This is a genomic window from Myxococcales bacterium (assembly GCA_016703425.1).
Taxonomy (GTDB): Bacteria; Myxococcota_A; Polyangia; order Polyangiales; family Polyangiaceae; genus JADJCA01.
On sequence record JADJCA010000013.1, the window covers coordinates 180,899 to 206,683 of the forward strand.

The 25,785-nt window shown below is 67.7% G+C and carries 16 protein-coding genes; 9 read left to right on the forward strand and 7 right to left on the reverse strand.

Annotation, left to right across the window (positions count from 1 at the left end; translation table 11 throughout):
• Nucleotides 1–41: 41 nt before the first annotated feature.
• Nucleotides 42–1,502, reverse strand: a complete 1,461-nt coding sequence (locus tag IPG50_25715) for a protein kinase (GenBank protein MBK6695580.1) — start codon at nucleotides 1,500–1,502, stop codon at nucleotides 42–44.
• Nucleotides 1,503–1,603: 101 nt separating this feature from the next.
• Nucleotides 1,604–2,440 (reverse strand): hypothetical protein, encoded by an 837-nt coding sequence (locus tag IPG50_25720; GenBank protein ID MBK6695581.1) that lies wholly within the window; start codon nucleotides 2,438–2,440, stop codon nucleotides 1,604–1,606.
• 158 nt (nucleotides 2,441–2,598) lie between these two features.
• On the opposite strand from IPG50_25720, the gene IPG50_25725 reads away from it, so the two are divergent.
• Nucleotides 2,599–2,934 carry a TIGR02266 family protein gene (locus tag IPG50_25725; GenBank protein ID MBK6695582.1) on the forward strand — a complete coding sequence of 112 codons (336 nt, stop codon included), beginning with the start codon at nucleotides 2,599–2,601 and terminating at the stop codon, nucleotides 2,932–2,934.
• A 34-nt stretch (nucleotides 2,935–2,968) separates the two neighbouring features.
• Nucleotides 2,969–4,825 carry a UbiD family decarboxylase gene (locus IPG50_25730; GenBank protein MBK6695583.1) on the forward strand — a complete coding sequence of 619 codons (1,857 nt, stop codon included), beginning with the start codon at nucleotides 2,969–2,971 and terminating at the stop codon, nucleotides 4,823–4,825.
• Between the two features lie 4 nt (nucleotides 4,826–4,829).
• On the opposite strand, the gene IPG50_25735 is transcribed toward IPG50_25730, so the two are convergent.
• The 5 genes from IPG50_25735 to IPG50_25755 all read right to left on the reverse strand — a co-directional run bounded on the left by IPG50_25735 (nucleotide 4,830) and on the right by IPG50_25755 (nucleotide 13,410).
• Nucleotides 4,830–5,936 (reverse strand): VWA domain-containing protein, encoded by a 1,107-nt coding sequence (locus IPG50_25735; GenBank protein ID MBK6695584.1) that lies wholly within the window; start codon nucleotides 5,934–5,936, stop codon nucleotides 4,830–4,832.
• Nucleotides 5,937–5,948: 12 nt separating this feature from the next.
• Entirely contained in the window at nucleotides 5,949–8,384 is a 2,436-nt protein-coding gene (locus tag IPG50_25740; protein MBK6695585.1) for a hypothetical protein, read from the reverse strand.
• 184 nt (nucleotides 8,385–8,568) lie between these two features.
• Nucleotides 8,569–10,266 (reverse strand): FKBP-type peptidyl-prolyl cis-trans isomerase, encoded by a 1,698-nt coding sequence (locus IPG50_25745; protein ID MBK6695586.1) that lies wholly within the window; start codon nucleotides 10,264–10,266, stop codon nucleotides 8,569–8,571.
• A gap of 128 nt (nucleotides 10,267–10,394) precedes the next feature.
• Nucleotides 10,395–12,968 carry a DUF3516 domain-containing protein gene (locus IPG50_25750; GenBank protein MBK6695587.1) on the reverse strand — a complete coding sequence of 858 codons (2,574 nt, stop codon included), beginning with the start codon at nucleotides 12,966–12,968 and terminating at the stop codon, nucleotides 10,395–10,397.
• Nucleotides 12,969–12,993: 25 nt separating this feature from the next.
• Nucleotides 12,994–13,410 (reverse strand): hypothetical protein, encoded by a 417-nt coding sequence (locus IPG50_25755; GenBank protein ID MBK6695588.1) that lies wholly within the window; start codon nucleotides 13,408–13,410, stop codon nucleotides 12,994–12,996.
• 191 nt (nucleotides 13,411–13,601) lie between these two features.
• Here IPG50_25755 and IPG50_25760 point away from each other — a divergent pair, with 191 nt between their 5' ends.
• From IPG50_25760 to IPG50_25790, 7 genes are all read left to right on the forward strand, one after another.
• Nucleotides 13,602–14,888 carry an AarF/ABC1/UbiB kinase family protein gene (locus tag IPG50_25760; protein ID MBK6695589.1) on the forward strand — a complete coding sequence of 429 codons (1,287 nt, stop codon included), beginning with the start codon at nucleotides 13,602–13,604 and terminating at the stop codon, nucleotides 14,886–14,888.
• A gap of 274 nt (nucleotides 14,889–15,162) precedes the next feature.
• Entirely contained in the window at nucleotides 15,163–16,557 is a 1,395-nt protein-coding gene (locus IPG50_25765; GenBank protein MBK6695590.1) for a carboxypeptidase regulatory-like domain-containing protein, read from the forward strand.
• Between the two features lie 77 nt (nucleotides 16,558–16,634).
• A complete protein-coding gene (locus tag IPG50_25770) occupies nucleotides 16,635–17,246 on the forward strand; it encodes a DUF2760 domain-containing protein (protein MBK6695591.1) in 612 nt (203 codons plus the stop codon).
• A complete protein-coding gene (locus IPG50_25775; protein ID MBK6695592.1) occupies nucleotides 17,243–19,063 on the forward strand; it encodes an Hsp70 family protein in 1,821 nt (606 codons plus the stop codon). Before IPG50_25770 ends, IPG50_25775 begins: the two co-directional genes overlap by 4 nt.
• Nucleotides 19,064–19,065: 2 nt before the next feature.
• A complete protein-coding gene (locus IPG50_25780; protein MBK6695593.1) occupies nucleotides 19,066–21,930 on the forward strand; it encodes an Hsp70 family protein in 2,865 nt (954 codons plus the stop codon).
• 404 nt (nucleotides 21,931–22,334) lie between these two features.
• Nucleotides 22,335–23,330 (forward strand): TRAP transporter substrate-binding protein DctP, encoded by a 996-nt coding sequence (gene dctP / locus IPG50_25785; GenBank protein ID MBK6695594.1) that lies wholly within the window; start codon nucleotides 22,335–22,337, stop codon nucleotides 23,328–23,330.
• A gap of 103 nt (nucleotides 23,331–23,433) precedes the next feature.
• Entirely contained in the window at nucleotides 23,434–25,698 is a 2,265-nt protein-coding gene (locus tag IPG50_25790; GenBank protein MBK6695595.1) for a methyl-accepting chemotaxis protein, read from the forward strand.
• Nucleotides 25,699–25,785: the final 87 nt, after the last annotated feature.

The window sequence follows — 25,785 nt, forward strand, 5'->3', positions numbered from 1 at the left end:
GTTACCGCATGGCCGCCCGCCGCGGAACGCGATGCGCCTGCTCAGAGGCACTCACGTTTCGGAACCTTAATGCCATCGACGATGCGAAACGGTGGCTCGCAGTCTGCCGGCGGCGCCTTCGAGGGAACCCTCGGTGCCGGCGGACGCAGCGGGCGCGTGGTCGCCGCGGAAGACGCCATCGGCGTGGACCCGACGGGAATCGCGCGAACTTCGGCCGACGGCGACGCGGTCGGTGCGCGCGGCTCGTCGGACGGCGCGGGCGCCGGAGGAAGCGTAGCGCGAGGGCGCCAGGACCCTGCCTCGCCGAGCCCGCGGGCTGAGGGATGCGATGCGACGGGAGTGCGACTCGCCCGTTGAGCCACGAGCGCGAGCGCGACCCCCGCGAGGACGAGGACCGCGAGCGCCGCCCACCCGAGGCGTCGCTTCGGAACCCGGGGCTCCTCCCGCGCGGGCGGAGACAGCACCGCCGGTTCAACGCCGCGAGCGTGTACGACGCCCGTCGCCTCCTCGCTGGGGGGCGTCGGGGGCGTCGGCGAAGCGCCGCGTGCTCCCGTCCTCGCCCTTGGTCCGGGGGTCACCAACTCCGCGAGCTCGGCGCGCGCGCTGGCATCGGCGCCGAGGGAGTCGCTACCGCTCTCAATGGCGCGCAGCACTCCTTGCCGTTCGACGAGCGCGTCACCCGCACGCAGTTCCACCCACTCGCCAAGGGCGCGACCCGTCGCCGGAGCACAGACCTCTTCCAGGGCGATGGCCATCGCGCGAGCCGTTGGGAAGCGAGCCTCGGGATCACGCGACAGGCCGCGCAAGACCACGGCGTCGAGCTGCGCGCTCGCACCGGGCCCCGGAATCTCCAGCCCGAGTACGCGCTGAACCGTGGCGCCGGGCGAGTCGGCGACGAAAAGAGCTCGGCCCGCGAGCAACTCCCACAAGACGACACTCGCCGCCCAAACGTCGCCGCGTCGGTCGGCGGGTTCACCGAGCAACAGCTCGGGAGCCATGTACGCGGCTTTGCCTTTGAGCACGCCTTCCTCGGTCGTCTGCATGCGTCCGGCGGCTTTGGCGATGCCGAAATCGAGGAGCCTCGCGACGCCGTCAACGCCAAGAAGAATGTTCTGCGGCGACACGTCGCGATGAACGAGCCCAAGGAGCTCGCCGTCTTCGCCCCGCGCTTCATGAGCCGCATGCAGGCCGTGGAGCGCGCCGACCACGATGCCCACCGCGATCGACGGCTCGACGCCCGCGGAGCCCTGGAGGCGCACGAGGCGACTCAGCGACTCACCGTGCACGTATTCCATGACGAGAAAGAGCTCACCGTCCTGAGCCACCACGTCGAGAATCGGCACGACATTCTGATGACGGAGCCTCGCTGCGAGCCTCGCTTCGTCAAGGAACATCGCAACGAAGGTAGGGTCGTGCGCGAACTGCGCGTGGAGCCGCTTGATGGCCACGGTGCGAGCGAAGCCGGCGGGCCCCATCAAACGCCCGAGGTGAACCGTCGCCATGCCGCCCGCCGCCAGCTCACCGTGGAGCGTGTAGCGCCCGAGCTGGAGCGGGGCCGCAAGCGGCGCGGACGAACCGCTGTTGCCTGCCGCCGCGCCTCCCGTCAAAAGGACACCTGCGAGAGCATCGCAACCGGCGCGCGGCCCGTCCGCGTGAGGGTCAGGATGGTGGCGGTTGCGAGGGCAACGACGGAGACCCCGAGAAACACGTCGGCCGCTAGGTAGTGACGGCGAGCACGGTCGACATCCGCGGCGTCGCAGTACGGGCGACACCCGTCGAGGTCCGATTGTTCGCTGCGTCCGACGGCCGCGAAGACGCCGAAACCTACGGCGGAAGCCGCACCCACGGCGAAGAGAGCGATGGCTCCCGGCGACAAGGCGCTGGCGTTGCGGTTGTTGCTCGGCGGTGCCGCGTCTCGCACGTGCTCGCGTGGCGCCTCGAGGTCGACGCGCTGAGCCTTCTCGCCCTCTTTGATCAGGACGCGACGCGTTCGCGCGGGCTCCCCCGGCAACGCGACGACGATCGTGTGATAGCCGGGGTCCATCTCGTGGGCGCGCCCATCGAGCGGATGGGCCCAAAGGACGCCGTCGACGGTCACCCTGGCTCCGGCCCCGACCTCACCACCAGCCAAAATGACGACGCTCGGCGTGAGCCGCTCCACGTCGGTGAGCCATTTCGCGCAATCGGCGCGAAGGAAACCCGGACACGCGTCATCGAGGCACACGGTGATGGCCTCGCGCGCCGAGAGAAGGCGGCTCGCCTTCATGGCGCGTTGCGCCCCTTCGTACGCGTCGGCGCAAGCCTCACGCGTGGGCGCGGCGCGCGCGGCGGAAGGGGCAAACAGCGCCAGGGCACCGAGCAACGTGAGAATGCCGCGGGGCCCGGCTTCGCCTTCCCACCGCGGTCGACGCGTGCCCCTCACGTGCGGACTGTGCTCCATGGCGAGTTCAGCCCCCGTTTCCGGCGGCCGCGTGCCACAAATGCTACCACGCAGCGGGGGCGCGCCGTGTTCCCTTGCCTTTCGGGCGAAGCCCGAAGACGATGCGAAGAGCGATGACGGACGGGGCGGCACGGAAACCAAGTCTACCTCCGACGGGCGTGGAGCAACGGGCGCACCACCGCACCGAGGTCCAGGTGGAGGTGACGCTCCACAGCGACTCGCATTTCTTCGTCGGCCTGACGAACGACATCTCCAGCGGCGGCCTGTTCGTGTCGACGTACAAGCCGCTAGAGCTCGGCTCCAAGATCGAGCTCGAGTTCACGCTGCCGGAGGGCGTCGTGCGCGTCATCGGCACCGTGCGGTGGCGCCGCGACTCCACCGAGATGACCCCCGGCGTGGGCATCGCCTTCGAGAATCTGCCGGCCGAGACGCACGCGATCATCAAGCGCTTCTGCGACCGGCGGCCGCCCCTCTACTACGATCTCGACGAGTAGCGTGCTCGCCACCGACGACACGTAACGTACCTCCTTGGCCTACGCGTCCCTCGCCGAATGCGTGCGCGACCTCGAAGCGTCGCGCCAGCTCGTTCGACTCTCCGTCGAAATCGATCCGCGCCTCGAAGCGGCGGCCATTCAGCGGCGTGTCTTCCGCGCCGGTGGCCCGGCGTTGCTCTTCGAGCGACTCCGCGGCACTCCGTTTCCGGCGGTCGCGAATCTCTTTGGCACCAAAGAACGCGCCCGCTTTCTCTTTCGCGACGCGTTGGCGGGCGTCCGCGCGCTCGTGGACGCGAAGGTCGATGTCGGCCGACTGCTTCGCGCTCCTTCGCTGGCCCTGCGCGTTCCTGGGGCGGCGCTTCACGCGTTGCCGCGCACGGTCCGCAGTGGCCCCGTGCTCGCAAACGAGACGCGCATCGGGGCGCTGCCCGCGATCGTCTCGTGGCCCGACGACGGCGGGCCGTTCATCACCCTGCCGCAGGTGTTCACGGAAGACCCCGACCAACGAGGGCTTCTTGGCTCGAACCTCGGCATGTACCGCGTGCAGCTCGGGGGCAACGCCTACGCTCCGGACCGCGAGGTTGGCCTCCACTACCAGCTCCACCGCGGCATCGGCGTTCATCACGCTGCGGCCATTCGCCGGGGTGAACCGCTCGAGGTCAGCATCTTCATTGGCGGTCCGCCGGCCATGACCTTGGCGGCCGTGATGCCGCTGCCGGAAGGCCTGCCGGAGATCGCCTTCGCCGGCGCCCTCGGCGGCCGCGCCATCCGCATGATCCGCCCGCCGGAAGGGCAAGGCACGCACGTGCATGCCGACGCCGACTTCTGCATTCGGGGCACCATCGTGCAAGGCGTCCTCAAGCCCGAGGGTCCATTCGGCGACCACCTTGGCTATTACGCGAAGGAGCACCCCTTCCCGGTGCTCGCCGTTCGCTCCGTGCATCACCGGGACGGCGCCATCTGGCCCTTCACCACGGTCGGCCGACCGCCACAGGAAGACACGCTCTTCGGCGAGCTCATCCACGAACTGACGGCGCCGCTGGTGCCCGAGGTCTTGCCCGGCGTCGTTGGCGTGAACGCCGTCGACGCCGCGGGCGTGCATCCGCTGCTGCTCGCCGTGGGCCGCGAGCGGTACGTGCCCTACGCCGACGAGCAGGAGCCGATGGAACTCTTGACGCAGGCGTCAGCCATCTTGGGACAAGGGCAGCTCTCCTTGGCGAAGTACCTGCTCATCGCCGCCGACGGGACCGACAAGCCGCCGCTCCACGACGTCGGCGCCTTCCTTTCGCACGTGCTCGAGCGCTTTGATCCGCGCCGCGACCTCCATTTTCACGCGCGAACGACCATCGACACGCTCGACTACTCCGGCGTGTCACTGAACCACGGATCGAAGCTCGTGGTCGCCGCGGCTGGCCCGAAGAAGCGGAGCCTCGGCCGCAGCGTTCCGAGCCAAGTCACGTGGCCGCAAGGGACCGGTCGCCCCGCGGTTGCGCTTCCCGGCGTGCTCGCCATCGGCGCCGGCCCCGCGAGCCGCGAGTCGTCGCGCGGCCTCCGACTCTTCTGCGAGGCGCTCGAGCGTTCCCTTTCGCGCGATGCCGTGCAGGCACTGGCCGACGCGTTTCCCCTCATCGTGCTCGTCGACGACGCCGAATTCGCGGCGCGCTCCGTCGACAACTTGGTGTGGGTCACCTTCACGCGGTCAAACCCGGCGGTGGACGTCGACGGCGTGATGGCCTTCATGGAGCACAAGGCGTGGGGCTGCCGCGGCTCGCTCGTCATCGACGCGCGCATCAAAGCGCACCACGCGCCGGAGCTGGTCGAAGACGAGGCGGTGTCGCGTCGCGTCGAGGCGCTGGCCGTCCGCGGAGGCCCGCTGGCGGGCCTCTTCTGATCGCTCAGCGAATCGTGATGCGGTCGCAGCCGAAGACGACGTCGATCTTCCCATCGTCGACGGACTTCACTTTGTCGCAAGTCTTGGGGCAGAGGATGACCTTCTTCGGCGCGTTGGCGTCGTCGAAGTACCAACCGTTCGTCTCGGCCTTGGCGCAGTCGGCGGCGTTACCGACGTAGAGGAAGAGCTCCTCGCCGGAGGAGCGGACGAAGTTCACGTTGATCTTGTTGGGGTCCGGCGCGCTTCCGAGCGACGGGATGTCGTAGTCGCACGGGATTGCCGTGCGGCGGATCGATTGGAGCGCATCCAAGAAGGCTTGCTCCACGTTCTGCGTCGTGTCGACGAGGATGGCGTTGCCGGTTCCGCCGGCCTGCCCAATGCCGTTGAGCGCGCTCAACTCCGTGCCCACGCCGATGACGAAAACACTCACCGGCGGCGAGCCCGTGAAGGACGCCTTCGCGGCCGCGACCGCGTTGTCGATGGTGTTGGGCGTCGAGCCGTTCACCGCCCCCTTGCACGTGTCATCGGGGATGCCGTCGGTCGCGAGCACGATGACCGGCTTGCGCTCGGGATGCTGCGCCGCAAAGGTCTTCATGTACGTGTTGAGTCCCTGGAGCATCGGCACCATGGGCGTCCCGCCGAACATCTGCTGGCCATCGAGCGACTGGCTCACGGGCGCCGCGGCCGCCGGCAGGTCGGTGATGGGAACCGCCGGCGCCGAGTAGTCGGTCACGCTGCACTGCTTCCGGAGGGGAAAGTACTGCACGCCCACGCCGAGTCCGGCTAGCCCGGGGTTCTGGACGAACGACTTGAGCGCGGCCTGCACGCTGAGCCACTTGCGGTCGAAGTCCATCGAGAAGGAGGTGTCGAGCCCGATCATGAGATCGACCGGCTTGACCTCAGCCTTCTTCGACTCGGTGGCGCACTTGGCGAGCCCCGTGCCGCCGCCGTCTCCTTGATTGGTGAAGCCGCCGCTGTCTTCGCCGCCACCGCCTCCACCGCCGTTGGCGTCGCCGTTGTTGCCGTCGTCGCCACACCCTCCGAGGGAGGGCGTGAGCGCGCACGCTGAGAGGAGACCCGCAAGGAGAGCCCGGTTGAATTCGCTTCGCATGGTCACCTCAGATCAGCCGCTGCAAGTGATGGTTCCGCCGCACAGGTCGGATCGGGTCCCGACGAAGCCGGGGAAGTCGGTGCACGCCTTCGGCTTGCAGCCGCAGACGTTTGCAGTCCCGCCGCCACCGCAGGTCAGTTGGTTGGTGGCGGTGAAGTTGCACCCGCAGTTGAAGTTCGTTCCGCAGCCGTTGGAGACCTGTCCGCACGGAGCGCCTGCCGTTCCGTTGGCACCGGCGGCGGCGCAGTTCAGCTTAGGAGTGCAGCAGTTGGTACCGACGCAGACCTGGCCTGAAGTGCAACCGCTGGCGCACGAGACCGGACCTTGGCCACACACGCTGGGCTGCGTCTGATTGCACTTGCCAGCGGGCGAAGTGCACGTGCCCTCGGCGCAGCAGCTTCCCGGATTACCGACACAGATGCCGGAAGGCAGCCCGCCGGACCCGCAGTTGCAGTCGATGGTTCCACCGCACCCGTTGTCGAGGTTGTTGCCGCACTGGTTGGGGAAGTCGCCGCACGTCTTGGGGGAGCAGCAGCCACCGCCGGCGAGGCAGACCTGATTGCCGGGGCACGGATTGCAGCGCGCCGTGAGGCCCCCGCACTGATCATCCTGACGACCGCACGCGGTCGGGAAGTCGGCGCAGGTCTTTGGCGTACCGCAGGAGATCGTCCCGCCGCAGCCGTTGGGCAGATTGTTTCCGCAGGTTCCCGGCGGGTAGTCGCCGCAGGTCAGCGGCGTGCAGACGCAGACGTTCCCGGTGCACGTGCCAAACGCGCAGTCGCCGCAGAGCAGCGGCGTCCCGCAGTTGTCGAGGGTGACGTTGCATTGGTTGCCACACGTGATGGGCGCGCAGCAACTGTTGCCGTTGCAGACGGTCTGCCCGGGAGGACAATTGCTGCAGGTCGTCGGCGCACCGGTGCAAACACTGGTCACCGTCTTGTTGCACTCGCCCGGTGCAGCGTTGCAGTTCGTTTCGGTGCAACACACACCGGCCGTGCCGGGCGGCGGCGTCGTGCCCGCTGGCGGCGTGCCCGCAATGCAAGTTTGGCCATTGGCGCAGCCGCACTCACCTGCCGGCCGACCCCCAGTTGAGGCAACCAAGCCGCCGCAGCCGTCGGAGAGTCCGGTGCCGCATTGCCCCGGGTAGTCCGCGCACGTCTTCCGGACGCAGCACGTACCCTGTTCGTTGTTCGACACGGCAGCGCCGCCGCTGTCGAGGCAGGTCTGTGTCGCGCCGCCCGGGCATGCGCAATCAACGGTCCCGCCGCAGCCATTGTCGAGATTGCGTCCACACGTGTTGGTGGAGCCGGCGAGAATCTGTTGGCAGGTTTTAGGCTGGCAGCACTTGTTGTTCTGACAGACCTTGCCGGCCCCACACTTGCAGTCCAGCGTGCCTTTGCAGCCGTCGGGCGGACTCCCGCACTCCTGCCCCGCCGGCAGCGCCGCGGTACAGCTCTTCGCAGTGCACGGCGGACCGCACACACCGTTGTCATTGCAAACCTCGCCGCCCGCGGTGTTGCACGTGCCGCACTTGATCTTCGTCCCGGTGCACACGCTCACGATCTCGCCGCAGTTTTTCCCGAGAGCTTCGCACTCGGGCGGCGTCGGGAAGGGCTCACAACGATTGGCCACGCCACGGACGCCGCAACCCTGACCCGAGGGGCAGGTGAACCCCGTGATCGGCGGGGCGCTGCAGTCGACCGTGCCGCCGCAGCCATCGGAGATGGTCCCGCACTGGATCCCGCGACTCGCCTTGGCCGCGTCGCAGAACGCCTTCTTCTCTGCGTTGGTCTTGGGTCCCGTCACGCCGGGCACGCAGACGGGCTCACACACGTTGAAGGCGCCGTTGCATCGAGGTCGGGCCGGATCTTGGCACGTGCCGCAGTTGGTCTTGGCGGTCGGACTGCCCGACCCGAGCCACGCGACGCCACACTCGTAGCCGAGGTCTTGGCAGGTGACCGTTTGCGCCGGCTGACACTTATTGGTGTCGGGGTTGCACTCCTTGCCCGCGGGGCAGGAGCCGCAGAACTTGTACTCGCCGCAGCTCGTCTTGATCTGACCGCACTCGGCGCCAAAGTCCTCACACTTGACCTTCGGGACGCCGCACGTGTGAGCTTGAAGATCGCAGACCTGGCCCGTGGGGCAGCCGCCGCACATCTTCACTTCGCCGGAGCAGGGGTCACGAACCGGCCCGCACTTATCCGTGCAGTCTACAGGCTTGGGAATGCAGGGGCCGGCGTCCAGGAACGGGCCCGCTTCGAACGGCACCGAGCCATCGGCCGTAGGCTGAGCGTCTTCACCCGGGGCAGTGCCCGCCTCTTGAGGCTCGCCGGGTTGCGCTCCCGGTTCACCGGTGGACCCGCACGCAATGGTCAACACGCTGACCACGCCGCCGACCGCGGCAAGAGCCGCGAGGCGAATTCCCCTCTCAAGCCATACTGAGTTCATGGCGCTCCCTTATTGCGGGTTGGGCGCTCTCGACGACCTGATGGAGTCGCGGAGAGTGCGCAGCCCATGCCGCTCGGAGAGCATACGAGAGGAATCGTGCGTTGGCACAACAACCCTTCAGGATTGCTGCTTTCTTGGACGACGATCGGCGACCGTGTGGGAGCGGCGCTTCGGGAGCGAGCCCTCAGTCGACCGAGACGAGCTCGAGGTCAAATACGAGCGTGGCGTTGGGCGGCACCGCACTGCCGAGCCCCTTCTCGCCATACGCGAGCTGGGGCGGCACGACCAGCCGGCGCTTGCCGCCCACCTTCATACCGGGGATTCCCAGCTCCCACCCTTTGGTGACGCGGCCTTGGCCGAGCGTGAAGCTGAACGGTGCGACCGCGTGGCTACCATCGTAAACGACGCCGTCAGCCTGCCGCTTGGCGGTGTAACGAACGGTGATCTTGTCGCCGCTCGCCACAGCCTTGCCGCGGCCCGCCGAGAGGTCGACGACCTGAAGCTTGGCGGGGGGCGCCGACGAGGCTTTGCCCTCGGCGAGAGCAGCGGGCGAAGTGGCGGCCGAAGTCGACGTTTCCTCAACGCGCGCGGGGACCTCCCTGGTCTCGGCTTTCGGAGCGGCCTCGGCTCGCGCTTCGGCGCGACGCTCGTCGCGCTCACGACGGTCGCGACCGCTGCGCGCCGTGGGGAGGGAGCCGATGTCGACCGACGGACCGTCGCTGCCTTCCGGCCTGGCAGCCTCCGGCGTCGTGACCTCGGCGGAGCTCGTCTTGGTCTCCGACGCAGCGGCCTTCTCGGCCGCCCGGCGGGCTTCGAGCGCACGCTCTTGGTAGCGAACGACGCCCTTGTACGCGACCGCGCCGAGGGCGCCGAGGGCGATGACACCGGCCAAGATGCCGCCGACGGCGAGGAGCACGCCCGCTCCGGACTTCGGCGTGGGCCGCGGCGGCACGACCAGGTGCGCGCTCGTCATGGGGCTGATGCTGCCGGTGAATTGAGCCGCGGCGCGCTGGAAGATGAGCTGGAGCTCCGCGAACGCGGCGCCGGGGCTCGGGAAGCGCTCCGCGGGATTTCGCGCGCCGCAACGCGCGAACCATCCGTCAAAGGCGCTGGGCAACGAGCCACCACGCCCGAGCTCATAGGCGCGGACCGTGGGGACCGGCAGCGCGTCTTTCACGGCTTCGCGGGCGATCTGAGCGTCGGCCGTGCCGCGCCAGATTCGTTGCCCCGTGAGCACCGTGAAGGCCAAGAGGCCCAGCGAGTAGACGTCGCTGGCGGGGCTCGGCTCGTGCCCTTCGATCTGCTCGGGCGCGGCCCACGCCGGATCGCAGGGAACCGCGCTCGGTGCCGTCGCGACGCGAGCGTCGCCGAGCACCTTCGCGAGGGCTCCGTTGATGAGCTTGACCGCCGTGCGCTGCGTCGGGTCGGCGGTGAGCACCACGGCCTCCGGTCGAAGACCGCCGTGAAGGACGCCAACCGCGTGAAGCTGGCCGAGGCCGGCGGCGACCTGGCCGAGGAGCGACAAGGCGTCCGCCGCCTGCATGCCTCCGCCGCGCATCGACGCCGTGGCGAGGACCTCACCGCGGAAGGGCTCCATCGCGATGAAGGGCACCATCGAGGTCGGGTCGATGGCCGCCGCCAAGACACGCGGGATGATCGGACCCGCAGCGGCACTCGTCGACGAGGCGGCTCGGATGAAGCGGTCGCGGAAGGCTTGCCCGGGCACGACCGGCGAGAAGATGAGCTCGAGGACGCGTTGCTCGCCGCTGGGCGTGTGAATCGCCCCGTACAGCGCGAGGTGGTTCGTATGCGAGAGGAGCTCGAGAATTCGGTACTCGCCAGCGAACGTGGTGCCTTGGGCTAGCGGAGGGAGAGCGATCATCGCCGGGGGGTGTACGACAAATTTTCGAGTTGTCTCCCCACGCTTGGATTTTTTTCGCTCACCTCGGAACGGCAGCCGAAAAAGCTCCCTTGGCTCGGGGCGGCGAGCCCCCAGCTCAGCTCCCCGGTCTAGCTTGCCAGGCGGACGAATCGGAGCGCGAGGCGCCCTTCCGCGCGCGTCGCTTCGAGGTCGAGGCGCAGGTGCAGCGAGAACGGCGTCGGCCCATCGTCGCTGAGCAGCGTCTGCTCGATCTGCCACGCCGCGAGGTCTTTCTCGATCCGCAGGTGCTTCGAGGAGCGCGCCTCCGCGTCCGTTGAGAGCCGCGGCGAGTCGGCCCAGTAGGCGGCCATGTCCTTCTCGAGCGTCAGCGAGGTGGGTGCCCCCTCACCCTGCGAAGCGAACACCTCGGCGGCGGCTTCGTACCGGCCTGCAGCGAGGGCTCGCACGACGCGAAAGACCTCGTTGCGAACGAGGATCGCCAGCGCGCGCGGATCGCGCGTCAGATCCGCCGAGCCGGCCGGCTCCGCCGCGTCGGACACGGGTACGCCGCCGAGCTTCGCCTCGACGCCGAAGCGCCGGATTCGCTCCCACTCGTCGAGGAGACTCGAATCAACCTGGCGAATCATCGTCCCAAAGAAGAAGGCGAGCTCCTCCGTCTCATCGCTCCGGGCGGCGAGCGGCACGGTCTGCTCGAGGGACTTGTAGACGTCTGACAAGTAGCGGAGGAGCAGCCCTTCGCTCCGCTCGAGCCCGTACTCGCGGACGTATTCGGTAAACGACATGAACTGTTCGGCCATGTCGCGCGCGATCGACTTGGGGCGAATGTTGTCGCCCTGCCCTTCCTTGACCCACGGATGAATCGCCGCGAACTCGTTGAAGGTGCCGTAGATGAACTCCGCGTTCGGTTTGTCCCACTCGATCTTCTCGAGCTCGGCCATGCGCTCTTCGTATTCGACGCCCGCCGCCTTGAGCTCGCGAACCTTGTCGGCCTTCTTCTTGTCGACTTGGCGAAACAAGATGGCGTCGGGGTTCTCGAGGACCGCCTCGACGAGCGAGAGCACGTCGAGGGCGTAGCTCGGCGACTCGCGATCGAGGCCCTGCGTCGCGGTGGCGAGGTAGAGCGAGAGCGCGTGATGGAGCGAAAAGTCTTCCTGGAGGTCGCCATGCACCACGAGGCGCGACTTGCCGTCTTCGCCGGTGGCGCGCGTCACGATGTCCGCGTCGATGAGCGAGCGCATGAGGTCGCGCGCTCGGCGCCCGTGGATTCGCTTCTCGGCGTCGCGGTCGTGTGACGCCTTGATGAGTCTGCCGATGCCCAAACATCCGCCGCCCACGTCGCGCTCGAGGACCGACAGCAACATCGCGTGCGTCACCTGAAAACGTGACACGAGGGTCTCCGGCAGGGCGACGCGCATCCGCTCAAAGGTGGCCTTGTCCCAGGGCACATAGCCCCGATCCGGCGGCTTCTTGCGCACGAGCTTACGGAGCTTCTTCGCGTCGCCCTGCGCCTTCGCCTCGAGGCGGAGGTTCTCGATGACGTGCTCGGGCGCCTGTGCGACTACGAAGCCGCGCTCGTCGAAGCCCTTGCGACCGGCGCGGCCCGAGATCTGATGAAAGTCGCGGACGCTCAGGAGCGCCGTCTTCTCGCCATCGAACTTGCACAACTTGGTGAAGAGCACCGTGCGGATGGGGATGTTGACGCCGACGCCCAACGTGTCCGTGCCGCAGACGACCTTGAGGAGGCCGCGCTGCGCCAGCTTCTCGACCATGAGGCGATACTTCGGCAACAGGCCCGCGTGATGGATGCCGATGCCGTGGCGGACGTAGCGGAGCATCTCTTTGCCGTAGGGCGAGTCCCAGCGAGCCCCGACGAGCTCCTCCTTGATGGCCGCCTTCTCTTCCTTGGTGCAGAAGTCGACGCTCATGAGGTTCTGCGCCTCTTCGGCGCACGCGCGCTGCGTAAACGCGACGACGTAGACCGGCGCCCTGCCGGCGCGCGCGAGGTCCATCACCGTCTCCTGAAGCAGCGTCTCGCGATACTCCCACTCGAGGGGAACGGGCCGCTCGTTGGAGCGCACAACCGCCGTCTCGCGGCCGTTCAGCCTCGTGAGTCGTTCGCGAAAGGGCATCGGATCGCCAAACGTCGCCGACATGAGGAGGAAACGCGTCCGCGCGAGCGAAAGCAGCGGGACCTGCCAGGCGACGCCACGCTCGCGGTCCGAGTAGTAGTGAAACTCGTCCAGGATCGCCGCGTCGACGTCGGCGCGCACGCCGCTCCGAAGCGCCATGTTGGCCAATACCTCAGCGGTGCAGCAGATGATGGGGGCGTCGCGATTGATGCTCGCATCGCCCGTCATCATCCCAACACGCTCCGCGCCGAACTCGGTGCAGAGCGCAAAGAACTTCTCGCTGACCAGCGCCTTGACGGGGCTCGCGTAGAAGCTACGGCCGCCGTAGGCCGTCACGAAGAAGTGGAGCGCCGTGGCCACGAGCGACTTGCCCGAGCCGGTGGGCGTGTTGAGGATGACGTTCTGCCCCGCGAGGCACGCGAGGATCGCCTCCTCCTGCGCGCCGTAGAGCGAGAGACCGCGCTCGGCCACAAAGGAGAGAAACGCATCGAGGAGAGCGTCGGCGGTGGGCGCGGAGCCCAGCTCGCGGAGTCGCTTCCCGAGGAGAGTCCGCTCGTCGGAGGCGTCGGTCAAAGATCGTCCGAGGGGCGGCTGTGGCCTAAACGGCCGCGACCCACTTCATCAGCGAGCCACACAAGTCCGACTGCGGATTGCGCGCGCGCTCCATGTTAAGCGCCTTGCGGAACGTCTCCGCGGCGCCCTTCTCGTCGCCCGTCACGATCTGGCAGATGCCGTAGAGCTCGTAGTCGTGGGGATCGTCGTGAGCGTCGATGAGGGCCTTGAGCGGCGCCATGCCGGTCCGATAGCCGCCGACGAGGTGCGGCGAGAGGCTCGAGGGAATCACCTTGAGGCTGATCATCAGCTTCAGCGCCTGCCGCTGATCTTGCGGAGCGTAGGTGGCAAACTCGGGGGACTTGAACAGCTTCGTGTACGCCGCGTAACCTTCCGCCTCCTTGCGCTCGCGGAAGAGCGTGAGGATCTGCTTCACCGAGGCAACCAACGCTTCGTTCGCCATGGGGGGGAGCATATCGGCCGCCGCGCTCCGGGAGAAGCATGCTGAGAACGCGCCAATCAATCGGGCCGTTGGCGCGCGTTTCCATGGCTCCGCGGCCGCCCCCCCCGCGCGCGAGCGGATGTTGCCGCATGGGGCCGCCCGTCCTATGCCTGGCCCGTGCAACACGTCGTGTCCCGCGGAGCCCCCGGCCAGTGAGCGACGTCCCTCGCGGCAAGCTCGGGCGCCTGTCGCGGCTCGTGTCGTTGGGCGTCAAGGGAGGGGCCGGCGCGCTCTTGGGCCGTGACCCGACCGTCGCCGCGGCGGAAGCGGCGAAGGTGCTCGGCAACCTCCGCGGCCTCGCCGCGAAGGTGGGCCAGATGGGCAGCTACGTCGACGGCCTCGTGCCGGAAGCGCAGCGCGAGGCCTACGAGAACTCGCTCCGCGTTCTAAGGGCGCAGGCGCCGCGCTCCTCCCCCACCGCGATCCGCGCCCTCGTGGAGTCCGAGCTTGGGGGCCCCATCGACAAACTCTTCGCGACGTGGAGCGATGATCCCATCGCGAGCGCGTCCATCGGCCAAGTGCACCGCGCGACCCTCGCCGACGGCACCGTCGTCGCCGTGAAGGTGCAGCACCCGGGTATTCGGCAGGCCGTCGAGAGCGATCTATCGAGCGCCAGCGTGCTCGAGGCGCTCGTGGGCACACTCGGCGGGCGGCGCTTCGACTCGAAGACCCTCTTCGAGGTCGTGCGGAGCCGCTTTCGCGAAGAGCTCGACTATGCGCTCGAAGGACAGAGGCTCGTCCGCTTCGCCAAGCTCCACGCAGGCGACGAGACGATTCGCGTGCCTGCGCTCGTCACCAGTCATTCCACGAAGAGCGTCCTGACGACCCAATTCGCCGAGGGCGGCTCGTACGATGACGCCATCGCCGCTGCGCCGAAAGACCGGCTCGCGTACGCCGACACGATGTGGCGCTTCGTCTTCAAGGGCACGCTCATCGGGCGAATGTTCAACGCCGACCCGCACCCGGGAAACTACATCTTTCACGAGCGCGGCTCGGTCACCTTCCTCGACTACGGCTGCGTCCAGGAGCTCTCGCCTCACCATTGGCCGCTTTCGCGGGCCCTGCACCGCGCTGCGCTCGACAAGGATCAGAAAGCCTTCGGCGAAGCCGTGTCGGCGATGATCTCGGCGAAGCCTGGCGCCCTGGAGCGCATGGGGCAAGACTTCTGCCGCGCCTGCTTCGAGCCGCTCTTCGCGTCGCCCTTCCGCATCACCCGAACGTACGCGGCGGGCCTCGTCGACCAATTCAAGGCCATGACGGTGGCCGCAAGGCAACTGCCGGAGGACGAGTTTTTCACCATGCCTCCCGAAATGCTCTTCATGAATCGGCTCCAGTTCGGCTTCTACTCGGTGCTCGCGCGCCTTGACGTCGAGGTCGACTTCGCCGCGGTGGAGCGCGCGTTCATGGCGGAAGCCGACGACGGCCCCGGCGGTAGGTAGGAGCCGAACGGCATCTGTGTGGCAGGCCGGGGTGGCAGGCCGGGGTGGCAGGCCGGGGTGGCAGGCCGGTGTGGCAGGCCGGTTCTGGCAGGCCGTCGGCGGCGCGCCGCGCCTCGATAAAACCTTGCACAGGTGCCGAGAACCAAGAACGCTATCCATCGTGCACCGCGTTGCCTATGGCTGCGCGCCCGCGTGCCCGGAGAATTTCACGATGCGACACGGCCATTCTTTCTTTTCATCAGCCTCGCGTCGCGCCCGCGCCCGACGAAGCACCTTGTCTCTCGTCGCGGCGACGAGCGCCCTCGGAGTCTTTGCGCTGCTGTCACCCGCCTGCGGCTCGAGCGAGGGGACGGGAGCCACCACCGGCGGGGGTGACCTCGACGCGACGACCGACGGCAACAATCCTTTCGCGAGCGGCGATGGCGGCAAAGGCCCGTGCCAAGGACTCGAGTGCGCCGTCGCCAAGTGCACCGGTGGTGGGTCGACGACGATAAGCGGAACCGTGTTAGCGCCCAACGGGACCTTGCCGCTCTACAACGCGGTGGTCTACGTCCCCAACGCGCCGCTCGCGCCCATTCCCGAGGGCGCGTCGTGTGATCGCTGCGGAGACGTCTCCGGTAGCCCCGTGGCCGCGACGCTCACGGACACGAACGGGAAGTTCACCTTGAAGAACGTCCCGTCGGGCAAAGACATCCCGCTCGTGGTCCAAGTCGGCAAGTGGCGCCGCGAGCTCAAGATCCCGCAGGTGAGTGACTGCGTCGATCACCCCGTCGCGAAGGCCGACACGCGGCTCCCGAAGAATCAGAGCGAAGGGCACATCCCCAAGATCGCCGTCACCACGGGCCAGTGTGATCATCTCGCGTGCCTCCTGCCGAAGCTTGGCCTCGACGCCACCGAGTACACGACCAACACGGGCGCTGGGCGGCTTCATCTTTATCGAGGGGCAACACACGAGAGTGTTCCTGCCCCCGCACCGACGGGAACGCCCGACGCGATGACGCTCTGGGGAAGCGTCGACACGCTGAAGAAGTACGACATGGTCATGTTCTCGTGCGAGTGCGGCGAGCACAACGAGACCAAGCCGAACTCGGCCAAGACGGCGCTCTACGAATACGCGAAGCTCGGCGGGCGCGTGTTCACGTCGCACTACCATTACACGTGGTTCCAGAACAGCCCGATACCCGAGCTCACCTCGCTCGCCGAGTGGGCCGGGGACGGCAAGGCGAAGTCGGGGAGCGAACTCCCGTTTCTCGTGGACCAGACGTTCCCAAAGGGCCAAGCGCTGGCCGAATGGCTCGTCAACGTCGCCGCGTCCTCCAAGAAGGGGGAGATGCCCATCAACCAGCCCCGGGAGGACGTCGTCGGCGTCAAAGCCGGCACGACGCGCTGGGTCTACAACAAGCCCTTCGCCGGTGATCCCGAGACGACGAAATACCTGAGCTTCAACGCGCCCGTCGGCGCGCCCATCGAGAATCAGTGCGGCAAGGTCGTCTTCGGCGACATGCACATCACGGGCGCGCCCACGACCACGCTCCCCGACAACAGCTTTCCTGCGTCGTGCCCGCCGACCCTCACGCCGGAAGAGAAGGCGCTCATCTTCCTCTTCTTCGACTTGGCGTCTTGCGTTCAGAAAGAAGAAGAGCCGCCGAAGCCGCCGGTCATTCGCTGAAGGCCGCGGCGCGCGAGCCAGCCGAGGTCGACCGGTCCGCTATGGCAAAGGCCCGCCGCGGGAGGTAACGTCGCGGCGTGTCCGACCCCGCCCCGCTCTCCTTCGGAGCCCGCTTTTTCTACGCCTGGGCCTGTTTCTTCAAGGTCCTCTTCGACGGCACCTTCGCCGCCCGCGCCAAAGCCCTCGAGGCTCCGGCGCCGGCCTTCGTAAAGGAAGACCCGGCCGAGCCACCGGAAACCCGCGTCGAGCGTTCCGCGGCGCGGGCCCGCAGCATCAGTGCGGCGCCCCGTTCCGACGCAAGCGGTGACGCGACCCGAGACGGCGCCCTGCAACTCTTGGCGCTGCTCCAGCGAGACGGACGACTCGTGGACTTTTTGCAGCAGGACATCGTTTCCTTCTCCGACGCCGACGTCGGCGCTGCCGCGCGCGTCGTCCACGAGGGATGCAAGAAGGCGCTCTCGGGCCACGTCACCGTCGAAGCGCTCCGCAGCGAGGAGGAGGGAGCGAAGATCATCCTCGAGGCCGGCTTCGACGCGAAGGTCGTCAAGCTCACGGGCAACGTCCACGGCGAGGCACCCTTCAAGGGCACGCTGCGCCACAAGGGGTGGCGGGCGACGACCATTTCCCTGCCCGAGCTGGTCGCGGGCCACGACGCGCGCGTGCTCGCGCCGGCGGAGATCGAGCTATGACCGCCAAGTACGTCGTCGGTATCGACCTCGGCACTACGCACACGGCCATCGCCTCGGCGCGCCTCGACGAAGAGAAGCCTGAAGTCGAGGTGCTCTCGCTGCCCCAGCTCGTGAGCACAAGCAGCGTCGACGCGCGTCCCCTCTTGCCGTCGTTCCTCTACTTCGCGCACGAGAGCGAAGGGGCGATGAAGCTTCCGTGGAACGAAGACCGCCGCTTCGCCGTTGGCGAATACGCACGAGCGCGCGCCATTGAGGCGCCCACGCGGGTGGTCTCGAGCGCCAAGAGCTGGCTGTGCCACCCCACCGTCGACCGCCGCGGTCCGATCCTCCCCGCCGCGGCCCCCGACGACGTGGAGAAAATCTCACCGGTCGAGGCGTCCTTCCGGCTCCTCGAACACGTGACCGAGTGCTGGGATCAAGCGCATCCCGATGCGCCGCTCGTCGAACAAGAGGTGGTGCTCACGGTGCCGGCGTCTTTCGACGCGGCGGCGCGGGAGCTCACCGCCGAGGCGGCCATGGCCGCGGGCCTCGAAAACCTGACGCTGCTCGAAGAGCCGCAGGCGGCGCTCTATTCGTGGATCGCCAAGAGCGGCGACGGGTGGAGGAAGAACGTAAAGGTCGGCGACGTCATCCTCGTCGTCGACGTCGGCGGCGGCACAACGGACTTCTCCGCCATCGTCGCCAGCGACAAGGACGGCTCCTTGGAGATGCACCGCGTCGCCGTGGGCGATCACATCCTCTTGGGCGGCGACAACATGGACCTGGCGCTCGCGCACCTCGTCGGCAGGCGCCTCGAGGAGAGCGGCAAAGAGGTCGACAAGATCCAGTTCGCGAGCCTCACCCACGCGTGCCGCGCCGCCAAGGAGCGCCTCTTCGTGGACGGCAAGGTGAACAAGGTCCCCATCGCCGTCGCGTCGCGCGGCTCGAAGCTGCTCGGCGGTGGTCTCAAGGAGGAGGTGACGCGCGAGGAGGTGATGAAGCTCGTCGTCGAAGGCTTCTTTCCCTCCGTTGCGGCCGACGCTCGGCCCGCGGCTCGAGCGCGAACGGCGCTCACGCAGATGGGCTTGCCCTACGCTTCCGATGCGGCGATCACGAAGCACATGGCGGCGTTCTTGGCCCGCCAGCTCGACGCCGTGGAAAGCAACGCAAAGGGCGGCGCGCGGATGCTTCGCCCTACGGCGCTCCTCTTCAACGGCGGCGTCATGAAGGCCGCCGCGCTGCGAGAGCGCCTCGTCACGACGCTCAACGGTTGGCTCGCGGAAGCGGGCGCTCCGCCGGTCCGCATTCTCGAGGGCGCCGACCTGGACTTGGCCGTCGCGCGCGGAGCGGCGGCCTTCGGGCTCGCCAAGCGCGGTCGGGGCCTCCGCATTCGCGGTGGCACGGCCCGCGCGTACTACGTCGGCATCGAGAGCTCGGTCCCGGCAGTCCCCGGCCTGCCGCCACCGATGACCGCACTATGCGTCGCGCCCTTCGGCATGGAGGAGGGCACCGTCGTGGAGCTACCGGCGCATGAATTGGGCGCCGTCGTCGGCGAGCCCGTGCAGTTTCGCTTCTTCGGTTCATCCACGCGCCGCGCCGACGTGGCAGGCACGACCCTCGAGCGCATCAGGCCCGAGGAGCTTGAGGAGCTGCCCGCCGTTGCCGTCACCTTGCCTGCGAAAGGGCGCCACGCCGGAGAGGTCGTGGAGGTTCGGCTCCGCTCCCATGTGACCGAGATCGGAACCCTTGAGCTCGAAGCGGTCCCCACGAAGGCGCTGCAAGCCGACGAGCGATTCAAGGTCGAGCTTTCGCTCCGAAACAACGCCACCGACCAGTAACGATGACCGCGCGACCGATTGTCGGCATCGATCTCGGCACGACGCACACCGTCGTAGCTTTCGGTGACGCGACGACGAGGCCTCAGATCTTCCTCGTGCCTCAGCTCGTCGACGCGGCGCACACGGAGCCGCGCCCGCTCTACCCGTCGTTCCTCTATGCGCCGCCGGCGGCGGAGCTCGATTCAACGCCCAACGTGTTCGGAGATGCGCCGTTCGTTACCGGTGACTTCGCGAAGCGGCGCGCCGCCGAGGTGCCGGGGCGCGTGATCACCTCGGCCAAGAGCTGGCTTTGCCACACGGGCGTCGATCGTACGGCGCCCATCTTGCCGTGGGGCACCGACGACGCCGACGGGGTGCCTACGCTCTCGCCGCTCGAGGCGAGCGCGCGACTCCTGGCGCACGTGCGCCGCGCGTGGGACGCCGCGCACCCCGATACGCCGCTCTTCGAAGCCGACGTCGTCCTCACCGTTCCCGCATCCTTCGACGAAGCGGCGCGCGAGCTGACGGTGCGTGCCGCAGAGCTCGCAGGCCTCGAGGTGAGGCTGCTCGAGGAGCCGCTCGCGGCCTTCTACGACTACCTCAGCGGCGCCACCCAAGAGGCGATGCGAGCGCTCGCAGCGAACACCGGCGGCGAGGCGTTCGTGCTCGTCGTCGACGTGGGTGGCGGGACCACAGACCTCTCGCTCCTTCGCGTTACGGCGCGGACCAACGAGGCGCTGGCAGCCGAGCGCATCGCCGTCGGACGGCACTTGCTCCTCGGTGGCGACAACATGGATCTCGCGTTGGCCCACGCCGCAGAGTCGAAGCTTACCGGCGGCGAGCGCCTCGACGCGGCTCGCTTCGCGCAGCTCACGGCGGCGTGTCGCTCGGCCAAGGAACGGCTGCTCGCGAACGATGCGCCGAACGCTGTGCCCATCGTCGTGGCGAGCAAGGGCTCGGCCCTTGTCGGCAGAACGCTGCGAACGGAGCTCTCCCAAGCGGAGGCCACCACGCTCGTCCTCGAGGGTTTTTTTCCATTTGTTGCGGACGCCGAGCGCCCCGCGCGAAACACCGCAGGCCTCGTTAGCTTGGGGTTGCCCTACGAGCGTGACGTCGCCATCACGAGGCACGTCGCCGACTTCCTCTTGCGACACTTGCGCCACCTGCCGGAGGGCCGCAGCGTCGACGCGGTGCTCCTCAACGGCGGCGTGTTCAACGCCGCGCGCATCCGCGAGCGCATGGCGCAGGTGTTGTCGAACCGGGGCGCGAGGTCGCTCACCGTGTTGCCTCACGGCGATCCCGATCTCGCCGTGGCGCGGGGCGCGGTCCACTACGGACTCGCGCTCCGCGGCGAGGCGCTCAAGATCACCGCCGGCGCGCCACGGGCGTATTACGTTGGGCTTCGGTCCGAAGGCCACGCGCCGCGCGCCATGTGCGTCGTCCCTCGCGGCGCCAGCGAGGGAGCTCGGCTCCGCGCGCACGCGGCCGGATTGACCCTCGTCGTCGGCCGACCGGTAAGGTTCGACCTCTACACGTCCGATGACGCCCCGCAGGAGGAGGCAGGCGACCTCGTCGACCTACGCAGCGGTTCATACGAGCGTGTCCCGCCGCTCTTGGTAACCTTTCCTTCCGAGGAGAACGCCGGGCCGCGGAGCAAGCGAAAGGCCGCGAGGGAGGAGACCGTCGCCATCACCCTCGAGGCCGTTCTCACCGCCGTTGGAACGCTCGAGCTGTCGTGCCTCGAGCTCGCCGAGGGCGTCGACGAAGAGCCGCGCCGCTTCCGCCTCGCCTTTGAGCTGCGCTTCGCCGACGACGGCGGAGGCAGCGACACGCAGGTGTCCCTCCCGGCGCCCGCGTCCTTTGTGCCAAAGAGTTCGCTGTCGCCGCGCTCGCTGCCGCCACGAGGACACGCGAGCGAGAAGAGCGACGCGCGCCTCGACGAGGCCGAGGACGCCATTGATCGCGCCTTTGGCAAGCCGCGCGGCGACGCAGCCGGCGGCGGCGGCCGCGGCCGCGAAGCCAAGGACCTGGTCCGCGAGCTCGAACGAATCCTGGGCGAGCGCTCCGCGTGGACCATGGAGCGGGCGCGCGCCGTCTTCGACGCTCTCGCCATGGGAGCCCGCGCCGGCGCGCGTCGCCGTTCACCGGACCACGAACGGGTCTTCTGGATGCTCGCCGGCTATTGTCTGAGGCCAGGGTTCGGAGCTCCCGGCGACGACCAGCGCGTGACCGAGCTAGCGTCGCTGTTTCCTGCGCGACTCGCGTTTCCCGATGAGCCGCGCGCGTTTCAACAATTCTTCATCGCCTGGCGACGCGTGGCGGGCGGGCTCGCGGAGCCCACCCAGACGGCGATTCGTGACTTTCTCGACCCGTTTTTGGCGCCGCCCGAGGCGGGTCTGAAGAAGCCGAAGAAGCCCAAGCTGGAGGGCGATCTCGACATGCTGGAGCTCGCCGCCGCGCTGGAGCGGGTGCCCGCGGCCCGACGCGCCGAGCTCGGCGCGTGGATCGTTGAGCGCACTTGGACCGAGCGCGATCCCCGCCTCTGGGCCGCCCTCGGGCGCGTGGATGCCCGCGTCCCTGCCTACGCGAGCCTCCACCACGTGATCTCGATTCCTGCGGCGGAGCGCTTCCTCGACCATCTCCTTCGAGAAAAGTGGGAGTCCGTTGCGACGGCGGCGCGCGCGGCGCTGGACTTGGGTCGCTTCACCGGCGATCGCGCGCGCGACCTCGCGCCGCGCGTCCGACTCGAGGCCGCGAAGCGCCTCGAAGCGCTGCCGGACAAGGCCGAATGGGGCCGCGCGCTCCGCGAAGTCGTGCTCCCCACCGACGACGACCGGCGCGCGATGTTGGGCGAGGACCTGCCCGTCGGCCTCGTGTTGACGTCCTGACCGAGCCGCGCTTCCCGAAGCCCATCGCTAAGAGCGAACCTACGTTCGCGCACAAACACCGCTTCGCAAGGCCGCAGGTTCAAAGCTTCTCCGAAAAGAAAAGAACGAGTAGTTTAGGCGCGCTGTCTTGTGCCCCGCACCACGTCGCGTGCCGTTCCCAGAGGGGGGAAGCGCGCGCTGAGGAGGACTCTCCGATGAGCGATGAGAACGCGAAAGAACCGACCGACACCGCAGGCAATCGCCGCGCCTTTCTGAAGGGCGCTGGAATTGCCAGCGTCGCCGCACTGTCCGGCGCTCTGGCCGGTTGCGACGATAAGAAGAAGAAGTCCTCCTCGTCTGAGGAGACGACGAAGACCGCCGAGGTGGACGCCGGCCCGCCGGCGAGCACGAAGATCACCTGGAAGATGCAGACGGCCTGGGACGCCGGCACCGTCGGCTTCGCCGTCTTCGAGAAGTTTGCTCGAAGCATCTCCGACCTCACCGGTGGCAAGCTCGAGATCGATCCGCAACCGAACAACGCGGTGACGAAGACGCCGGAGATGTTCGCGGCCGTTAAGAACGGCGACCTCGACGCGATGAACGCGTTCCCGATCTATTGGACCAAAGACCAGCCCGTGGGAGCGTTCCTCTCGAGCTATCCGCTCGGGCTAGACCGCCCCGACCAGTGGGAGACTTGGTACTACGAACTCGGCGGCCTCGACATCGCTCGCAAGGCGTACGAATCCAACAACATGTACTTCGTCGGACCGGTTCAGCACGACCTGAACCTGATCCACTCGAAGGTCCCCATCAAGTCCTTCGAGGACTTCAAGAAGAAGAAGATTCGCTTCCCCGGCGGCATGATCGGAGACATCTTCAAGGCCGCCGGCGTTGAAGTTCAGAACTTCCCTGGTGGCAAAGTGCTGGGCGCGCTGAAGGAAGGCCAGATCGAAGGCGCCGACTTCACCGGTCCGGCCGTCAACTTCAACCTCGGCTTCTGGGAAGCAGCCAAGTACATCATCATGGGGCCGACCTCGACCCCCTGCATCCATCAGCCCTGCGACTTGATGGAGATCACCGTCAACCTGAAGAAGTGGAAGGAGCTCTCGCCCACCCTTCAGCAGGTCTTCACGGCGGCGGTGCGCAAGTACTCGTGGGACCACTACGCGTACATCCAACGGGAGAACGTGAAGGCGTGGGGCAAGTTCCGCGAGAAGGGCGTCGAGATCATCCGTCTTACGGAGGTCGACGTAAGCAAGTTCCGCAAGATCGCCGTTCCCCTCTGGTTCGAGTGGGCCAAGAAGGATCCGCTCGCCACGCAGGCGTTCAAGTCGCAACTCGAGTTCATGCGCTCCGACAACATCGCGTACGTCAACGACGCGATGCTCGTCGACGCGAAGGGCCAGAAGCTCTCGATCTGAAGACCCCGAGACTGAGCCGGAAGAGGGCCGACCACGCGTCGGCCCTCCCCTCCCTCCTCCCTATCGTCCCCACGCAACGTAGAACCCAAGAACGGGTGAGTTCATGAGTCAGTCGGCGCCGGTCAAGGCAACGGAGTTCCTTCAGAGAGCGGTCTTCCTGTCCGCCGCTTTGATGGACCGCCTCCGATACGGAACGAAGTTCATCGTCATCGGCGTCATTGTCGCCGTGCCGTTCTTCGCGCTGCTCTACTTGCAGAGCGGCGCCACGAGCGAGCGCATCGACGTCGCCGAGAGAGAGCTCCACGGCGTCGAGTACATTGGCGCCGTCAAGGACTTCTACCATCAAGTCCAAAGGCGTCGCGTGCTGGCGCTCGCGGAGGTCGGCCTTGAGGACAGCTCGTACAAGACCGAGGTCGCCGCGGCGACCAAAGACGCAGACGCGGCCGCCGAGAAGGTCACCAAGGTGGACAACGACTTCGGCGAAGCGCTCGAAACGACCGAGCGCTGGAAGGCCATCCGGGCCGACTGGGACAAGCTGAAGGGACAGTCTTATAAGACCGTGACCGACGCCGACCGAAGCCACTCGCGCGTCACCGGGTCCCTCCTCGAGCTCATCCAAGCGTACGCGGCCGCCAACTCAAACTTGCCGCTCGATCCCGACCGCGAGTCTTCGCGACTGATCGCCGACTTCCTGACCGGAAACGCGTTTCGCATGGAGACCATCGCGCGAACGGTTCAGGTCGGCGTGACGACCGCCCCCGATACGACGAACCAGGCCGAGCGCAACTTCGAGCTCACGGGCCTGTCGGCCCGCCTCGGCAACATGGCCGAGGAGACGAAGAAGCTGAGCATCCGAGCCACGGAGCTGGCCGATAAGGACAAGAAGGAGAAGAAGGAGTCGGCCGGCGAGCAGGCCAAGAAGGCCGACGAGGCGAGCAAGACCTTTGGAACCGCCTTGAGGCGCCGCTTCTTCACGGGCAACGTGGAGAAGCTCGAGAAGGCGGAAGCGAAGGCCTTCATCACCGAGGCCACGGCCATCCTCAAAGCGACGCATGGCTACTGGGATGCTGCCGGCAAGGAGCTCAATTCGAGCATCTCCGCGCGACTCTCATCGGCGCAAGGCATGAAGCTCGTCGCAACGGTCGTCAGCCTCGTGACGGTCCTCATCCTCGTCTTCTTGTTCCTGGGCTTCTACGCCTCTGTGAGACGCTCCATCGACGCGCTCCGGAACGCCACCCAGCGCATGCTCAGCGGAACGTCCGAAAACTTCCAGCTCGCCACCCGCGACGAGCTCGCGGAGATCGCGCGTTCGTACAACCAGATCAACGCGGCGCTCATCGAGGCCCGCGAACTTCGCGGGCAGGTCGCGCTAGACAATGACGAGCTCCAGAAGAACATCCTCGTGATGCTCGAGATCGTCGCCATCGCCGCCGACGGCAACCTCTCGCGCAAAGTGCCCGTGACGGTCGGTGCCCTCGGAAACGTCGCGGACGCCATCAACGCGATGTTCGAGAGCGTGTCCGGTCTCGTGCAGAAGATCACCGAGGCCGCAGGCCGCGTCTTCCTCGAAGCGCGTGAAATTCAGCAAAACTCCGACGCCCTCACGAGCGGCTCGACGAAGCAGCTCGACAACATCGTCTCCGCGACGACGTCGATCCAGGACATGTCGACGGCCATCTCGCGCGCCGCTTCAACCGCCGAGGTCACGCTCGACGCCGCGCAGAGCTCGCTCAAGCAAGCGGCCTCGAGCCGCGACGAAGTGCTCCGCGTCGTCGACGGCATGCGCGGCGTCCAGAAGACCGCCGGCGAAACCTTGACGCAGCTCAAGGTCCTCGGCGATCGCACCGACGCCATCACCGACATCGTCAACACCATCACGCGCATCGCCGAGCAGTCGAACCGGTTGGCTCTCAACGCCGCCATCGAGGCTTCCCGTGCCGGCGAACACGGTCGCGGCTTCGCCGTTGTCGCGAACGAAGTCCGCCGCCTCGCCGAACGAAGCGCCGACGCCGCCCGCGAGATCACGACCGTCGTTTCGACGATCCAGACGGAGACCTCGCAGACCGTCCGCGCCATGAGCGACGCGACACGCAGCGTCGAGGGTCAGGTGAAGTCCGCCGAAGCCGCCATGAAGACCCTCGAAGAGCTCGCGCGATTCTCGCGGCAGGTCTCGGAGGCCATCTCGCAGATCAACGTCACGGCACGCCAGCAAGCCAAGGGTGCAACTGACGTCGTGAAGACGATGGACGTCGTATCCACCGTGTCTAAGCAAGCCGTGCAGCGCGTCGAACAGACGAGCCTCACAACGCGACGCCTCGTCGAGCTATCGACGGAGCTCAACAAGGCCGTGCAGCAGTTCCGCGTCTAGGTGCCCCTTCTTCACGAGGGCCGCGCGTAGGCGCGTGACCGACGCCCCCGACCTCCGGCCGGGGGCGTTTTTCATTTCGCCGGGGGC

Coding starts and splice junctions, on each gene's coding strand:
- IPG50_25715 (MBK6695580.1), bottom strand. CDS start 1,502: ATGGCGACGGTTCACCTCGGGCGTTTGATGGGGCCCGCCGGCTTCGCT.
- IPG50_25720 (MBK6695581.1), bottom strand. CDS start 2,440: ATGGAGCACAGTCCGCACGTGAGGGGCACGCGTCGACCGCGGTGGGAA.
- IPG50_25735 (MBK6695584.1), bottom strand. CDS start 5,936: ATGCGAAGCGAATTCAACCGGGCTCTCCTTGCGGGTCTCCTCTCAGCG.
- IPG50_25740 (MBK6695585.1), bottom strand. CDS start 8,384: ATGAACTCAGTATGGCTTGAGAGGGGAATTCGCCTCGCGGCTCTTGCC.
- IPG50_25745 (MBK6695586.1), bottom strand. CDS start 10,266: ATGATCGCTCTCCCTCCGCTAGCCCAAGGCACCACGTTCGCTGGCGAG.
- IPG50_25755 (MBK6695588.1), bottom strand. CDS start 13,410: ATGGCGAACGAAGCGTTGGTTGCCTCGGTGAAGCAGATCCTCACGCTC.
- IPG50_25775 (MBK6695592.1), top strand. CDS start 17,243: ATGACCGCCAAGTACGTCGTCGGTATCGACCTCGGCACTACGCACACG.
- IPG50_25780 (MBK6695593.1), top strand. CDS start 19,066: ATGACCGCGCGACCGATTGTCGGCATCGATCTCGGCACGACGCACACC.
- dctP (MBK6695594.1), top strand. CDS start 22,335: ATGCAGACGGCCTGGGACGCCGGCACCGTCGGCTTCGCCGTCTTCGAG.
- IPG50_25790 (MBK6695595.1), top strand. CDS start 23,434: ATGAGTCAGTCGGCGCCGGTCAAGGCAACGGAGTTCCTTCAGAGAGCG.